Raw genomic sequence first — 14652 nt, forward strand, 5'->3', positions numbered from 1 at the left:
ATGAAGACCCTGCTTTCCCTCACCGTGGTGCTGCTGGCCGCGTGCTCGTCCACCCCGGCACCACGTTTCCACAGCCTGCTGTCGACCCAGGCCGCGCCGGCCGAAGCCGTGAGCACCGTGCCGCTGCCGCTCGACATCGGCCCGGTGAGCGTGCCGCCCGCCGTCGACCAGCAGCAGTGGGTGGTGCGCCTGCCCGACGACAGCCTGCGCATCCTCGAGCAGGAGCAGTGGGTAGCGCCGCTGCGCGACGAGCTGCGCGCCGCGCTCTTCGACCGCCTCGCCCGGCGCTACGGCGCGGTCGACGTGCGCACAGCCCCCACGGCCGAGTTCGTGCGCCTGAAGGTCGACGTGCAGCGCTTCGAATCGATGGCCGCCCGCGAGGTATGGATCGAAGCCGTGTGGACGGCCGCGCCCACCGCCAAGGGCAACGCGCCGCTCGTGTGCCGCAGCAGCGTGCGCGAGCCGGTGAACGGTGATGCGCAGGCCCTCGCGGCCGCACACCGCCGCGCCGTCAACGCCCTGGCCGACCTGATGGGCCAGCGCCTGCTCGCGATGTACAACGGCGCCGGCGTGCGCTGCCCTTAAGAAGACTTCGCCGGGCGCCTTCGGGCCGCACGCGCCTGCAGCGTCTCGAAGGCCTCGTCCATCTTCATCACCGTGCCCGAGCCGTCGGAGCGATAGCCGGGCAGCAGGTTCACCGCCTCGCGAAACTCGGCGCTGCGCAGGATGGCGAGCATCTGCTGCACCACGGGCGTGTCCATCGCCCGTTCGTCGCACAGCAGGAAGTAGCGCTCGGTCTGCAGCGGGATGAAATCGAGCTTGAAGCGGCGCGCCGGGGTCTCCACGCCGAAGCCCGCATCGGCCATGCCGCTGGCCACGTAGGCCGCCACCGCTGCGTGCGTGAACTCGCACTGCTCGTGGCCGTGCACGCTGGCGGGCTCCAGGCCCTGCTTGTGCAGCATCAGGTCGAGCAGCAGGCGGGTGCCCGAGCCGGGCTGCCGGTTGATGAAGCGGATGCCCGGGCGCGCGAGGTGCTTCACCTCGTAGAGCTTCTTGGGGTTGCCGGGCGCCACCATCAGCCCCTGCTCGCGGGTGGTGACGTGGATGATGCGCTGCGAGCGCACTTCGAACCATCGCGCGTAGTGCGCCACCACCGCCGCCTCGAACTCCCCCAGCGGCACCGCGAAGCCCGCCACCTCGCAGGCCTGCCCGTGCAGCGCCGCCACCGCCTCCACGCTGCCGCAGTACTTGAGCTCGTGCGGCACGCTCGCCTGCGCCAGGAAGTGCCGCAAGGTCTCGACCGCGAAGCCGTGGTTCGCGTGGATGCGCAAGAGCGCCTGCGCCGGCCCGCACACCTTCTCGATCTCGGCTTCGAGCTCCGAGGCGAGCGTGGTGAAGAGCGGTGACAGCCGCGCGTTGATGCGCCGGTCGGCCCACACGAGCTTCTCGCCGAGTTCGGTGAGGCTCGAGCCCTTGCCGCGCTCCATGCTCAGGAGCGGCAGGCCGAGCAGCGCCTCGCCCTGGCGGATGAGTTCCCACGCGTGGCGGTACGACATGCCCGAGTGCTTGCAGGCGGCCGAGAGGCTGCCGTGCTCGTGCACGTCGACCAGCACCTCGAGCAGGCGCTGGGCCAGCGCTTCGCCGTCGGGCCGCGCGATCGTCCAGCGCGGGTGGATGCTCACCTTGTGCAAGGGTTGATCCTTATGCTGTGAAACGCCGATGGATTCAGCGTTCGCCGACTTATTGTGCTGCGGCGCAGGTGTTTCATACAGTCGGGTTGGCGCGAGCAACCCATATGCCAAGCGCCTCCTATATGAATCAACGCGGGGCCACGACCCCGCCCACACCTGGAGACCACAGCATGTCGTCAGTCGGACTGGGAACGATGGGGGCCGCGCCAGGCGCTGCCCCTGGGTTGTTGGACAAGGAACGCACCATCGCCGGCCCCGGCTTCAACCGATGGCTGGTGCCACCGGCCGCCCTGGCCATCCACCTGTGCATCGGCATGGCCTATGGCTTCTCGGTGTTCTGGCTGCCGTTGTCGAAGGCACTCGGCATCAAGGAGGCCATCAAGTGCGGCCCTGAGGTCGGCTTCATCGCCGAGCTTTTCACCACCACCTGCGACTGGAAGATCTCCACGCTCGGGTGGATGTACACGCTCTTCTTCGTCTTCCTGGGCTGCTCGGCCGCACTCTGGGGCGGCTGGCTCGAGCGCGCCGGCCCGCGCAAGGCCGGCGTGGTGAGCGCCGTGTGCTGGTGCGGCGGCATGCTGATCTCGGCGCTCGGCATCCACCTGCACCAGTTCTGGCTGATGATCCTCGGCTCGGGCGTGATCGGCGGCATCGGCCTCGGGCTCGGCTACATCTCGCCCGTGTCGACCCTCATCAAGTGGTTTCCCGATCGGCGCGGCATGGCCACCGGCATGGCCATCATGGGCTTCGGCGGCGGAGCCATGATCGGCTCGCCGCTCGCGGCCGAGTTGATGAAGACCTTCGCCACGCCGACCGACGTGGGCGTGACGCAGACGTTCATCGTGATGGCGCTCGTCTACTTCGTCTTCATGCTGGGCGGCGCCTTCGGCTACCGCGTGCCACCCACCGGCTGGAAGCCCGCGGGGTGGGTGCCCAAGGCGGCCGACACGAGCAACGCGATGATCACGCAGCGCCACGTGCACGTGAAGAAGGTCTGGGGCATTCCGCAGTTCTGGCTGGTGTGGATCGTGCTGTGCATGAACGTCTCGGCCGGCATCGGCGTGATCGGCATGGCGAGCCCCATGCTGCAGGAAGTGTTTGGCGGCAGCCTGATCGGCGTGGCCAAGAAGTTCGGTGAACTCGACAAGGCGCAGCTCACGGCGATTGCGGGTGTCGCGGCCGGCTTCACCGCGCTCTTGAGCCTCTTCAACATCGGCGGGCGCTTCTTCTGGGCCAGCCTCTCCGACAAGCTCGGCCGCAAGATGACCTACGTGGTCTTCTTCGTGCTGGGTGGCGTCTGCTACGCCAGCATGCCGGGCAGCGCGGCGGCGGGCAGCATGCTGCTCTTCGTCGGCGCGGTCTGCATCATCCTCAGCATGTACGGCGGCGGCTTCGCCACCGTGCCCGCCTACCTGGCCGACCTCTTCGGCACGCAGATGGTCGGCGCCATCCACGGGCGCCTGCTCACGGCCTGGGCCACCGCCGGCATCCTCGGCCCGGTGGTCGTGAACTACATGCGCGACTACCAGCTGGGGCTTGGCATTCCGCGCGAGCAGGTCTACAACCAAACCATGTACATCCTGGTGGGCATGCTCGTGATCGGGCTCATCTGCAACCTCTTGATCCGGCCGGTGGCCGACAAGTGGTTCATGAGCGAGGCCGAGCTCGCAGAAGAGAAACGCCTGGCGCATGAGCGCGCGGCGGCGGCCGAGGTCGGCAGCGGCCAAGGCGCGGGCGGCACGACCTCGCCCGCCGTGGTCGCGCTCGCGTGGCTCGCGGTCGGCGTGCCGCTGGCCTGGGGTGTCTACAAGACGCTGATCAGCGCTTCCAAGTTCTTCAACTGACGCCGCAACGATGACGACCGTGTCCACCGCCGAAACCCTGGCACTCGTCGACGAGGTGCTCACGCGCCGCGCCGCCGAGCCCGGGGCCTTGTTGCCCATCCTGCACGAGCTGCAGGATGCCCTGGGCTTCATCCCCGCCGACGTGGTGCCGCGCATCGCGGAAGCGCTCAACCTGTCGCGGGCCGAGGTACACGGCGTCATCACCTACTACCACCACTTCCGAAGCCAGCCGGCCGCGGGCCGTGTGCTGCAGATCTGCCGCGCCGAATCGTGCAAGGCCATGGGGGCGGACGACCTGATCGCACACGCCGAGCACAAGCTCGGATGCGCCATGCACGGCCACTCGATAGACGGCGCCTACACGCTGGAGCCGGTGTATTGCCTCGGCCTGTGCGCCTCGTCGCCCGCCCTGATGCTCGGCGACGAGCTGCACGGCCGCATGACGCCCCAGCGCCTCGACGCCCTGCTGGCACAGGAGGCGCAGCCATGAGCGTCACCGTCTACGTGCCCCGCGACTCCGCCGCCCTCGCGGTGGGCGCCGACCGCGTCGCGCGCCGCATCGCCGACGAAGCCGCGCGCCGCGGCCTCGATGTGCACATCGTGCGCAACGGCTCGCGCGGCCTCTTCTGGCTGGAGCCGCTGGTGGAGGTGCGCACCGAGCGGGGCCGCATCGCCTACGGGCCGGTCACGCCGGACGACGTGCCCTCGCTCTTCGACGCCGGCTTTCTCTCTGGTGGCGCCCACACGCTGCACCTCGGCCCGACCGAAGAGATTGAGTACCTCAAGAATCAGGAGCGCCTCACCTTCGCCCGCATGGGCATCACCGACCCGCTCTCGCTCGACGACTACCGCGCGCACGACGGCTTCGGCGGCCTGAGGCACGCGCTGACGCTCAAGCCCGAAGAGATCGTGCAGCAGGTGCTCGACTCGGGCCTGCGCGGGCGTGGCGGCGCGGCCTTCCCGGCCGGCATCAAGTGGAAGACGGTGCTGGAAGCGCAAGCTGCACAGAAGTACATCGTCTGCAACGCCGACGAAGGCGACTCGGGCACCTATTCCGACCGCATGGTGATGGAGGGCGACCCCTTCATGCTCATCGAAGGCATGGTGATCGCAGGCCTCGCCACCGGCGCGACGCAGGGCTACATCTACACCCGCTCGGAGTACCCGCACGCGATCGCCACGATGAACGAAGCGATCCGCCTCGCGGAGGCCGCCGGCCACCTGGGCGGCTTCAAGCTCGAGGTGCGCAAGGGTGCGGGCTCCTACGTCTGCGGCGAAGAGACCGCGCTGCTCGAAAGCCTGGAGGGCAAGCGTGGCATCGTGCGCGCCAAGCCGCCGGTGCCGGCGCTCGCCGGCCTCTTCGGCCAGCCCACGGTCGTCAACAACGTGATCACGCTCGCCAGCGTGCCCATCATCCTGGCGCGCGGTGCGGCCTTTTACAAGGACTACGGCATGGGCCGCTCGCGCGGCACGCTGCCCCTCCAGCTCGCCGGCAACATCAAGCACGCCGGCCTGGTCGAGAAGGCCTTCGGCGTCACGCTGCGCGAGCTGCTGTACACCTACGGCGGCGGCTCGGCCTCCGGTCGCCCCATCAAGGCCGTGCAGGTGGGCGGCCCGCTCGGCACCTACCTGCCCGAATCGCAGTGGGACGTGCCGCTCGACTACGAGGCCTACGCCGCCATCGGCGGGGTGCTCGGCCACGGCGGCATCGTGGTGCACGACGACACGGCCGACCTGTCCAGGCTCGCGCGCTATGCGATGGAGTTCTGCGCCATCGAAAGCTGCGGCAAGTGCACACCCTGCCGCATCGGCTCGACCCGGGGTGTGGAGGTGATCGACAAGATCAGCCAGAACCAGAACCGCACGCAGCAAGTCCAACTCTTGCGTGACCTGTGCGACACCATGGTCCACGGCTCGCTGTGTGCCATGGGCGGCATGACGCCCTACCCCGTGCTCTCTGCGCTCAACCATTTCCCGCAGGACTTCGGTCTCGTCAACCCTGACCCGCAAGCCGCCTGAGGAACCCAGACCATGCTCGACCACCTCAAAGACACCGACTACGGCACGCCCAAGCGCGAGTCCGACCGCGAAGTCACGCTCACCATCGACGGCGCTGAAGTCACCGTGCCGGCCGGCACCTCGCTGATGCGCGCGGCCGTGGAGGCCGGCATCAACGTGCCCAAGCTCTGCGCCACCGACAGCCTGGAGCCGTTTGGCTCCTGCCGCCTGTGCCTGGTCGAGATCGATGGTCGCAAGGGCTACCCCGCCTCGTGCACCACGCCAGCCGAAGCCGGCATGAACGTGCGCACCCAGAGCCCCAAGCTGCAGGAGCTGCGCAAAGGCGTGATGGAGCTCTACATCAGCGACCACCCGCTCGACTGCCTGACCTGCAGCGCCAACGGCAACTGCGAGCTGCAGGACATGGCCGGCGTCACGGGCCTGCGCAACGTGCGCTACGGCTTCGACGGCGCCAACCATCTCAAGGACAAGAAGGACGAGTCCAACCCCTACTTCAGCTACGACCCGAGCAAGTGCATCGTCTGCAACCGCTGCGTGCGCGCGTGTGAAGAGACGCAGGGCACCTTTGCGCTCACCATCAGCGGCCGCGGCTTCGACTCGCGTGTGTCGGCCGGCCAGGACGAGCCCTTCATGCAAAGCGAGTGCGTGAGCTGCGGTGCCTGCGTCGAGGCCTGCCCCACCGCCACGCTGCAGGAGAAAAGCGTGATCTGGCTCGGCCAGCCCGAGCACAGCGTGATCACCACCTGCGCCTACTGCGGCGTGGGCTGCGGCTTCAAGGCCGAGATGAAGGGCACCGAGGTCGTGCGCATGGTGCCGTGGAAAGACGGCCAGGCCAACGAAGGCCACTCCTGCGTGAAAGGCCGCTTCGCCTGGGGCTACGCGACGCACAAGGACCGCATCACCACCCCGATGATCCGCAAGAAGATCACCGACCCGTGGCAGGAGGTGAGCTGGGACGAAGCCATCGGCTACGCCGCCAGCGAGTTCAAGCGCATCCAGGCCCAGCACGGGCGCGACAGCATCGGCGGCATCACCTCGTCTCGCTGCACCAACGAAGAGACCTACCTCGTGCAGAAGCTGGTGCGCGCGGCTTTCGGCAACAACAACGTCGACACCTGCGCGCGCGTGTGCCACTCGCCCACCGGCTACGGCCTCGGGCAGACCTACGGCACCTCGGCCGGCACGCAGACCTTCAAGTCGGTGGAGAAGGCCGACGTGATCATGGTGATCGGCGCCAACCCGACCGACGGGCACCCGGTGTTCGCGTCACGCCTGAAGAAGCGGCTGCGCGAGGGCGCACAGCTCATCGTGGCCGACCCACGCCGCATCGACATCGTGAAGTCGCCGCACGTGAAAGCCGCGCACCACCTGCAACTCAAGCCCGGCACCAACGTTGCGCTGATCAGTGCGCTGGCCCACGTGGTCGTGACCGAAGGGCTGGTCGACGAGGCCTACGTGGCCGAGCGTTGCGACACCAAGTCGTTCAACGACTGGCGCAACTTCGTCTCGCGGCCCGAGAACTCGCCCGAGGCGATGGAGGCCGTGACCGGCGTGCCCGCAGGCGAAGTGCGCGCCGCCGCCCGCCTCTACGCCAAGAAGGGCAGCAACGCCGCCATCTACTACGGCCTCGGCGTCACCGAGCACAGCCAGGGCTCGACCATGGTGATGGGCATCGCCAACCTCGCGATGGCCACCGGCAACGTGGGCCGCGAAGGCGTGGGCGTGAACCCGCTGCGTGGCCAGAACAACGTGCAGGGCTCGTGCGACATGGGCTCCTTCCCGCACGAGCTGCCGGGCTATCGGCACATCTCCGACAGCACCGTGCGCAGCTCGTTCGAAGCCGCCTGGGGCGTGGAGCTGCAACCGGAGCCGGGCCTGCGCATTCCGAACATGTTCGACGCCGCACTCACCGGCAGCTTCAAGGGCCTGTACTGCGAAGGCGAAGACATCGTGCAGAGCGACCCCAACACGCAGCACGTGGCGGCCGCCTTGATGGCGATGGAATGCATCGTGGTGCAGGACATCTTCCTCAACGAGACCGCGAAGTACGCCCACGTCTTCCTGCCCGGCTCCTCGTTCCTCGAGAAAGACGGCACTTTCACCAACGCCGAACGCCGCATCTCGCGCGTGCGCAAGGTGATGCCACCGCTCCCCGGCCTCGCCGATTGGGAGGTGACGGTGAAGCTCGCCAACGCGCTCGGCTACCCGATGCACTACGAGCACCCCTCGCAGATCATGGACGAGATCGCCGCGCTCACGCCCACCTTCCGCGGCGTGAGCTTCGACAAGATCGAGAAGCTGGGCAGCGTGCAGTGGCCCTGCAACGACGACGCACCCGACGGCACGCCCACCATGCACATCGACCACTTCGTGCGCGGCAAGGGCCGATTCATGATCACCAAATACGTGCCCACCGACGAGAAGGTGACGCGCAAGTTCCCGCTGCTGCTGACCACCGGGCGCATCCTCTCGCAGTACAACGTGGGCGCGCAGACGCGCCGCACGCCCAACGTCGAGTGGCACAGCGAAGACCTGCTCGAGATCCACCCCCACGACGCCGAAGACCGCGGCATCAAGAGCGGCGACTGGGTCGGCATCCAGAGCCGCGCGGGCGACACGGTGCTGCGCGCGGTGATCACCGACCGCGTGGCGCCGGGCGTGGTCTACACCACCTTCCACTTCCCCGAGTCAGGCGCCAACGTGATCACCACCGACAACTCCGACTGGGCCACCAACTGCCCCGAGTACAAGGTGACCGCGGTGCAGGTGATGCCGGTGATGCAGCCCTCGGCCTGGCAGCAGGAGCACTCGCGCTTCAGCAAGGTGCAGGAAGAGTTGCTGCAGCAACGCCACCACGCCATCCCCGCAAAATAAGGCCATGCACGTCGACCAGCTCATCAAGATGGCCAACCAGATCGGCGACTTCTTCGAGTCGATGCCCGACCCGGTGGAAGCGCAGGACGGCATCGCCACGCACATCCGCAAGTTCTGGGAGCCGCGCATGCGGCGCGAGCTCATCGCGCACATCGACGCCACCGGCGGCGCTGGCCTGCACCCTGCCGTGCTGCAAGCGATCACGCACCAGCGCGCCGCCCTCGCGGGAGCGCCCTCATGAACGCCCGACTGCCGCTCGACATGCCGCTCACCGAAGGCCTTCACACCTCGCCCACGCGCGACGTCGACGTGCAACGCCTGTCGCCGAGCGGGGTGAGCACCGAGCACGACCTCGTCGCCGCCGAGGTGCCGGTCGCGCTCGTCTTCAACGGCATCTCGCACGCCGTGATGATGGCCACGCCGGCCGACCTGGAAGACTTCGCGCTCGGCTTCGCCTTGTCGGAAGGCCTGCTCGCCTCACGCGACGAGTGCCGCGGCATCGAGGTGGTGGAAGTGGCCGAAGGAATCGAGGTACAGCTCGACGTGGCGAGCGCTGCGGCCGCGCGCCTGCAGGAGCAGCGCCGCAGCCTCGCCGGCCGCACCGGCTGCGGCCTGTGCGGCATCGACAGCCTCGCGCGGCTCGACCTCACCCCGGAGCCCGTCACACCGCCCGCCTGGGCCGCGCAGCTCGCACCGGCCACGCTGCTGCGCGCCTTCGCCCAGCTGCCCGCGCGCCAGCCCCTCAACGCGCTTACCGGCGCCCACCACGCCGCCGCGTGGGCCACGCCCGAGGGCGAGCTCGCCGCCGTGATGGAAGACGTGGGCCGCCACAACGCGCTCGACAAGCTGCTGGGGCAACGCGCGCGGCAGAAGCTGTCGAACGCCGACGGCTTCGTCATCATGTCGAGCCGCGCGAGCTACGAACTCGTGCGCAAGTGCGCGCGGCTCGGTGTGCCCATGCTGGCCACCATCTCGGCGCCGACGAGCCTCGCGGTCGACATCGCCCGGCAGGCGGGGATGCAGTTGTATGGGTTCTGCCGGGGGACGCAGGTGGTGCGGTACGGGCCCTGAGCCCACCCGCGAGCGATCAGTTCAGCGCGCGCTTGGGCGGCGGACTCTCGCGCGGCACGGCCGCGGCCTGCGGCAGGCCGTGCAGCCCGTCGAGCACACGATCGGCATCCAGCGAGCGGATCGGGACCGACGCGTCGCGCGGGATGAGGCCCTGAGCGATCAGGTTCTCATAGCGCAGCGCACACACCCGCAGGAACGACGAGAAGTTGCCCACCGCACCCCGATCGGCCACCAACTCGTCGTACAGCTTCTCGATCAGTTGCGCGACCGTCATGCCGTCTCGGCCGGCAATCTCTTCCAGCACCGACCAGTGCAGGTTTTCGAGCCGGAGACTGGTGACCACGCCATGCAGGCGCACCGACCGCGTGCGGCTCTCGTAGCTGGCGGGATCTGCACTGATGAAGATCTTGCACATGACAGGCTCCTGCGGTGTGGCGACTTGAATGCTACAGACTGATGCGGGTGCCCAGTACGGTGAGGAACTGGCCGATCCACGCCGGATGCGCGGGCCAGGCCGGCGCGGTGACCAGATTGCCATCGGTGACGGCGCCGTCGATGGCGATGCCCATGTACTCGGCGCCGGCCAGTTCGACCTCGACCTGGCACGCCGGGTAGGCGCTGAGCTTGCGGCCCTTGATGAGACCTGTCGCCGCCAGCAGCTGCGCGCCATGGCAGATGGCCGCCACGGGCTTGTTCGCCGACAGGAAGTGCCGCGTGATCTCGACGACGCGCGAGTTCATGCGCAGGTACTCCGGCGCACGCCCGCCGGGCACGACCAGCGCGTCGTACTTGGCCGGGTCGATCTCGGCAAAGGTCGCGTTGAGCGTGAAGCGGTGGCCGGGCTTCTCGCTGTAGGTCTGCTGGCCCTCGAAGTCGTGGATGGCCGTCATCACGTAGTCGCCGCTCTTCTTGTCGGGCGCGACCGCATGGACGGTGTGGCCCACAGCCTGCAACGCCTGGAAGGGCACCATCACTTCGTAGTCTTCGCCGAAGTCGCCGCACAGCATCAGGATCTTGCTCATCTGAGGTCTCCGTCTTGGGGGTAGGAGCCACGATTCTTGGGAGCCGGCGGCGGCGCGGGTAGTAGCGGCGTATGAGGTACGTCGTGGTTTACCCGGGGCGGCGTTCGCGGTTTGGCGCGCGAGTGACTGCGATCGGCCAGAACCGGTCATGCGCGAATGTCTGGTCGTGATCACTGCTTCGCTCCGAGCCCAGGCATCACAGGGGAACTCAGGCTTCAATCCAATCCCGAGTGGCCCGAGGGGTCGCGATTCGTACTTCCGATACGCGCATACTGCGTCGAACCACTTGCGAGGATCGCCCATGTACCAGTTCCTAGCGAATAACCGACAGGAGCTCATCGAACGGTGTCGCGCGAAAGTTGCGCTTCGAGAGAAACGCGGTGCATCCTTAGCACAGCTTGAAAACGGCATCCCGCTGTTCTTGGACCAGCTCACTCGCACCTTGCGTGCCGAGGAAGATGGGCAGGTTGCAATTAGCTTGCAGATCTCTGGCCCGTCCGGTGGTGACGTACTGGCTCTGTCTGAGATCGGTGTCAGTGCCGCCGCGCACGGCAGGGTACTCCTTGGGCTTGGGTTCACGGTTGACCAGGTTGTTCACGACTACGGCGATCTTTGTCAGGCGATCACGGATCTCGCTGTAGAACGGGACGCACCGTTTTCGATCGACGAGTACCGGACGCTGAACCGCTGCTTGGACAACGCGATCGCGGACGCAGTCGCAGAGTTCGCAAGGCAGCGCGACATCGACATGGCCATCGAGAACACCGCGGCTGAAACACAGCGACTGGGTTTCCTGGTACACGAGCTGCGCAATCATCTTCTGGCGGCAATGATGGCGTTCCGCGCACTTGAGACCGGAACGCTTGCCGTCGGTGGCTCCACGGGTGGTGTCGTCAAGCGGGCGCTGGCCTCGATGAAGGCGCTGGTCGATCAATCGATAGCGACCGTTCGCACGGCAAGCGGTGAACCCATGATCGACACCTTCTCAGTGGCGACATTCATTGCCGACGCGAAGATTTCCGCATTGCTGTACGCCGCGAGCACCCAATGTTCGCTGCATGTTGTCGAGGTCGACCCTCTGCTGTCCATCTCCGGAAACCGGATGCTGCTTGCAGCAGCCTTGACCAACCTGCTGCAAAACGCCTTCAAGTACACCCACCCACACACCATGGTGACACTCAGCGCCAAAGAGCAGGGAGACCGCGTACTGATCTCGGTGCAAGATCACTGTGGGGGTCTGCCGCCGGGGGCAGCCGAAGCCATGTTCAAGCCGTTCACGCAAGTGAGCAGCGACCGAAGTGGCCTGGGACTGGGTCTGTCCATCGCGCTCAAGAGTGTGGAGGCAGACGGCGGCACGTTGAGTGTTCAGGATTTGCCAGGGGCGGGCTGCATCTTTTCAATCGATCTCCCGCGCGCCCCGCTTCACTGACGCTCAAGGCTTACCGTGCAAGCACCCCTCAACTGCAGATGCGTCGCGCGTCTCGGCATCTCGATTGCCAGTAAGGCTTTATGGCAATACGAACCGAACCCTTGAAGATTCTGATTGCCGATGACTACCCGGATGTCGCTGACCTGCTGAGCGAGCTTTTGCAGCTTGAGTTTGACTGCGAGACCGTTGTCGTTCTTAACGGGGCCGATGCTCTGCACGAGGCTTTGAAACGACGACCAGACGTGAGCCTTTTAGACATCGACATGCCAATCATGGCGGGAGTTGAGTGTGCGGCGGCCATGCGGTTGAAGTGGGGCACGGACGCTGGACTTATTGTGGCAGTCACCGGTCGTTCTTCCCGGGAGGCAGGTGAGTCGGGTCACTTCAATCACGTCTTGCGCAAGCCGACGGACTTCGAAGAATTGGTGAAGCTCATTCGCGCAAGGTTTCCTTCGAATCCCTTACCCGATCCAGAACCTGTGCCTGGGGCGGCTTAATCAGATCGGCGTCTTGCGGCACCGGTCCTCCAACCCTCTCATCGAGACGACATGCCCCGGCGAGCTAGGTCGCGCAGCTCAATCGTTGCACGACCGCTTTCTACATTCAGGATAGAGAGGCTGGATGTCTGCTGAGGGTCGCGAGCAGCCATCCGGTAGTGAGATCCGAGTGACTGCACCCGCTGCATACCTAACTTTGACATTGAGCGGCGGCCTTCAGACTGCTTTCGATCCTCCCCGGAGGGGAGGCGAATGTCGCCCCTGCCGTTTCCTCCCCCTCTGGTCAGGACACGCTCGCGACCAGGGTCTCGCCGCCAGACACTTCGATGACGGTGCCGGTGACGTAGGGGTTCGTCATCAGGAACACCGCTGCGTGGCCAATGTCCGACGCCTGCCCGACGCGTCATACGGGAAACGCCTCGGCGACCCTCTGGCGCAGTCCGTCCCGGTGCTCGGTCGGCAGGAAGCTCCACATCTCGGTGTCGATGAAGCCGGGGCGGATCGTGTTGACCCGCGTCGCTGCCAGCTCCAGCGCCAGTGAACCGGACAACGCCTCGACGGCGCCGAAGGCTGAGGTCGCCGCAGCAAAGCCCGGCTTGGGCCGCACAGCGAGACCACCGGTGAGGAAGGTGATGGAGCCGCCCGCCCGCAGGCGGGGGGCTGCATGGCGCGCGCTGGCCCAGCTGCCCAGGAACTTGCCTTCCATGTAGCTGCGCACACCCTGCATGTCGGCGTCCATGAAACTGCCCCAACTGCCCAGGTCCGGCGAGGCGGTCACGACGAGGTGGTCCAGCGTGCCGATGGTCTCGAAGGCGGCGCGGACTGACGACTCGTCGCGCATGTCCAGGACGACTTGGGTGAAGTGAGCGAGGGCGGGGCGCGCTTCAGCAGATTCGATCCGGCGGCTGGCGACGATGAGCGTGGCACCAGCGGCGTGCGCGGCTTTCGCAACGCCAAGGCCGATGCCTGTCTTGCCGCCGACAACGACGACCCGCTTGCCGGCCAGCGGCAGCGTGGGGCTGAGGGATGGGTCTTGCTGCGCAATTGCGCTGGTAGGTGCGGACATGAAGGCTTCTCTCTTCGGTTGGTTCCTGACAGGCGCGCCGCTTGAGCGTTCGGCCCACTGTTCGCTGCAACCCCACTACGGCCTGCGGTCACAGCACGGAAGTCATCCTAGATTGATCGCCATTTGTTGATAATCCTCCGCCGTTGAATCAGACCAATTCTCATCTTGAATAAATTCAGGGTTGCCTCTCGGTGAGAGAACTCTGGGAGCCAAACAAACACATGGACAGGTTTCACGAGCTCACGGCCTTCATCGCTGTGGTGGAAGCGAGCGGGTTTTCGGCCGCCGCCAAGCGTCTGGGCGACTCGCAGTCTGGTGTGAGCAAAGCGGTAGGCGCGCTGGAGCGTCGCCTGGGTGTGCAACTGCTGCAGCGAAGCACACGCAGAGTGAATCTGACCGACGCCGGACGCAGCTACTACCAGCGGATGAAGCCGCTGCTGGATGAGGTGGCTCAGGCGGACAGTGAACTGGCCAGCAGCACCATGGAACTGTCAGGCCTCGTTCGGATTGCGGCGTCAGCCACCTTTGGCCGCCTGCATGTGCTGCCGCTGGTGCCGAAGCTGCTGGCACTGCATCCCAAGCTGAAGCTCGATCTGCAATTGACGGACGGTGTGCAGGACCTGCTCGCCGACGGCATCGATCTCGCCATCCGAATCAGCCCGACAGTGAGCCCCGATGCCGTGGTCAGGCGTGTGACGACGACTTCGCTTGTCTGCGTGGGCTCACGCAAATACTTTGCGCTGCACGGTACGCCCAAGACGCCGCAGGACTTGGTCCATCACAACTGTCTGATCTTCAACGGCATGGACCAGTGGGTCTTCGACGGTCCGCGAGGCCGGCACAGCGTCCGCGTCAGCGGCAACTTGGCATCCAACACAGTTGAAGCCATCCTCGCGGCCGTGCAAGCGGATGTTGGCGTCGGGATGTTCAACGGCGCTTCCTTGGCAGGCGATCGGCGCGACCCCGACATCATCCAGGTACTCGTCGACTTCATCAGCGAGACACGAGACCTCGGTCTGATCTGGCCGAACCGCAAGTTCATTCCGGCCAGGGTGCGGCAGGTGACAGACTTCTTTGCAACCGAGTTGGCGGGCCGCCTGGGCACGAGCCTTGGCGGGATTGGTGCTCCAAGCTGAGCC

At 66.6% G+C, this 14652-nt stretch carries 14 protein-coding genes; 10 read left to right on the forward strand and 4 right to left on the reverse strand.

Translation table 11 applies throughout. The features are described from left to right. Complete coding sequence (locus RXV79_RS19600; protein WP_316699787.1) at positions 1-585, forward strand: PqiC family protein; 585 nt, start codon at positions 1-3, stop codon at positions 583-585. Here RXV79_RS19600 and RXV79_RS19605 read toward each other — a convergent pair. Further along, positions 582-1682 carry a substrate-binding domain-containing protein gene (locus RXV79_RS19605; RefSeq protein WP_316704159.1) on the reverse strand — a complete coding sequence of 367 codons (1101 nt, stop codon included), beginning with the start codon at positions 1680-1682 and terminating at the stop codon, positions 582-584. The two genes, RXV79_RS19600 and RXV79_RS19605, sit on opposite strands and share 4 nt — an antisense overlap. 179 nt (positions 1683-1861) lie before the next feature. Between RXV79_RS19605 and RXV79_RS19610 the strand changes: the two genes are divergently transcribed. The 6 genes from RXV79_RS19610 to fdhD are packed head-to-tail and all read left to right on the forward strand — an operon-like array spanning position 1862 to position 9499. Then, positions 1862-3535, forward strand: a complete 1674-nt coding sequence (locus RXV79_RS19610) for an OFA family MFS transporter (RefSeq protein ID WP_316699788.1) — start codon at positions 1862-1864, stop codon at positions 3533-3535. Positions 3536-3545: 10 nt separating this feature from the next. Next, the gene (locus RXV79_RS19615) at positions 3546-4025 is read left to right on the forward strand and encodes a formate dehydrogenase subunit gamma (RefSeq protein WP_316699789.1); all 480 of its coding nucleotides are present in this window, start codon (positions 3546-3548) and stop codon (positions 4023-4025) included. Beyond that, positions 4022-5554 carry a formate dehydrogenase beta subunit gene (locus RXV79_RS19620; protein ID WP_316699790.1) on the forward strand — a complete coding sequence of 511 codons (1533 nt, stop codon included), beginning with the start codon at positions 4022-4024 and terminating at the stop codon, positions 5552-5554. Before RXV79_RS19615 ends, RXV79_RS19620 begins: the two co-directional genes overlap by 4 nt. 12 nt (positions 5555-5566) lie before the next feature. Then, positions 5567-8428: a formate dehydrogenase subunit alpha gene (gene fdhF / locus RXV79_RS19625; RefSeq protein ID WP_316699791.1), complete on the forward strand. Its 2862-nt coding sequence runs from the start codon at positions 5567-5569 to the stop codon at positions 8426-8428. A gap of 4 nt (positions 8429-8432) precedes the next feature. Then, complete coding sequence (locus RXV79_RS19630; RefSeq protein ID WP_316699792.1) at positions 8433-8669, forward strand: formate dehydrogenase subunit delta; 237 nt, start codon at positions 8433-8435, stop codon at positions 8667-8669. After that, positions 8666-9499: a formate dehydrogenase accessory sulfurtransferase FdhD gene (gene fdhD, locus RXV79_RS19635; protein WP_316699793.1), complete on the forward strand. Its 834-nt coding sequence runs from the start codon at positions 8666-8668 to the stop codon at positions 9497-9499. The genes RXV79_RS19630 and fdhD overlap by 4 nt, the downstream gene beginning before the upstream one ends. Positions 9500-9515: 16 nt before the next feature. Here the strand turns inward: fdhD and RXV79_RS19640 are convergent, their stop codons facing one another. Further along, positions 9516-9914 carry a ribbon-helix-helix domain-containing protein gene (locus RXV79_RS19640; protein ID WP_316699794.1) on the reverse strand — a complete coding sequence of 133 codons (399 nt, stop codon included), beginning with the start codon at positions 9912-9914 and terminating at the stop codon, positions 9516-9518. Positions 9915-9945: 31 nt separating this feature from the next. After that, complete coding sequence (locus RXV79_RS19645; protein ID WP_316699795.1) at positions 9946-10521, reverse strand: DJ-1/PfpI family protein; 576 nt, start codon at positions 10519-10521, stop codon at positions 9946-9948. Between the two features lie 301 nt (positions 10522-10822). Between RXV79_RS19645 and RXV79_RS19650 the strand changes: the two genes are divergently transcribed. Next, positions 10823-11950, forward strand: a complete 1128-nt coding sequence (locus RXV79_RS19650; RefSeq protein WP_316699796.1) for a sensor histidine kinase — start codon at positions 10823-10825, stop codon at positions 11948-11950. Between the two features lie 101 nt (positions 11951-12051). Beyond that, positions 12052-12447 (forward strand): response regulator, encoded by a 396-nt coding sequence (locus tag RXV79_RS19655; RefSeq protein ID WP_316699797.1) that lies wholly within the window; start codon positions 12052-12054, stop codon positions 12445-12447. A 403-nt stretch (positions 12448-12850) separates the two neighbouring features. Here the strand turns inward: RXV79_RS19655 and RXV79_RS19660 are convergent, their stop codons facing one another. Beyond that, positions 12851-13513, reverse strand: a complete 663-nt coding sequence (locus RXV79_RS19660; RefSeq protein ID WP_316699798.1) for an SDR family oxidoreductase — start codon at positions 13511-13513, stop codon at positions 12851-12853. 221 nt (positions 13514-13734) lie between these two features. Between RXV79_RS19660 and RXV79_RS19665 the strand changes: the two genes are divergently transcribed. After that, entirely contained in the window at positions 13735-14649 is a 915-nt protein-coding gene (locus RXV79_RS19665; RefSeq protein ID WP_316699799.1) for a LysR family transcriptional regulator, read from the forward strand. Positions 14650-14652: the final 3 nt, after the last annotated feature.

Origin of the sequence: Piscinibacter gummiphilus, assembly GCF_032681285.1 — a bacterium.
GTDB classification, from domain to species: Bacteria; Pseudomonadota; Gammaproteobacteria; order Burkholderiales; family Burkholderiaceae_C; genus Rhizobacter; species Rhizobacter gummiphilus_A.

Coding starts and splice junctions, on each gene's coding strand:
- fdhD (WP_316699793.1), top strand. CDS start 8,666: ATGAACGCCCGACTGCCGCTCGACATGCCGCTCACCGAAGGCCTTCAC.
- RXV79_RS19650 (WP_316699796.1), top strand. CDS start 10,823: ATGTACCAGTTCCTAGCGAATAACCGACAGGAGCTCATCGAACGGTGT.
- RXV79_RS19615 (WP_316699789.1), top strand. CDS start 3,546: ATGACGACCGTGTCCACCGCCGAAACCCTGGCACTCGTCGACGAGGTG.
- RXV79_RS19665 (WP_316699799.1), top strand. CDS start 13,735: ATGGACAGGTTTCACGAGCTCACGGCCTTCATCGCTGTGGTGGAAGCG.
- RXV79_RS19630 (WP_316699792.1), top strand. CDS start 8,433: ATGCACGTCGACCAGCTCATCAAGATGGCCAACCAGATCGGCGACTTC.
- RXV79_RS19660 (WP_316699798.1), bottom strand. CDS start 13,513: ATGTCCGCACCTACCAGCGCAATTGCGCAGCAAGACCCATCCCTCAGC.
- RXV79_RS19620 (WP_316699790.1), top strand. CDS start 4,022: ATGAGCGTCACCGTCTACGTGCCCCGCGACTCCGCCGCCCTCGCGGTG.
- RXV79_RS19640 (WP_316699794.1), bottom strand. CDS start 9,914: ATGTGCAAGATCTTCATCAGTGCAGATCCCGCCAGCTACGAGAGCCGC.
- RXV79_RS19600 (WP_316699787.1), top strand. CDS start 1: ATGAAGACCCTGCTTTCCCTCACCGTGGTGCTGCTGGCCGCGTGCTCG.
- fdhF (WP_316699791.1), top strand. CDS start 5,567: ATGCTCGACCACCTCAAAGACACCGACTACGGCACGCCCAAGCGCGAG.
- RXV79_RS19610 (WP_316699788.1), top strand. CDS start 1,862: ATGTCGTCAGTCGGACTGGGAACGATGGGGGCCGCGCCAGGCGCTGCC.
- RXV79_RS19645 (WP_316699795.1), bottom strand. CDS start 10,521: ATGAGCAAGATCCTGATGCTGTGCGGCGACTTCGGCGAAGACTACGAA.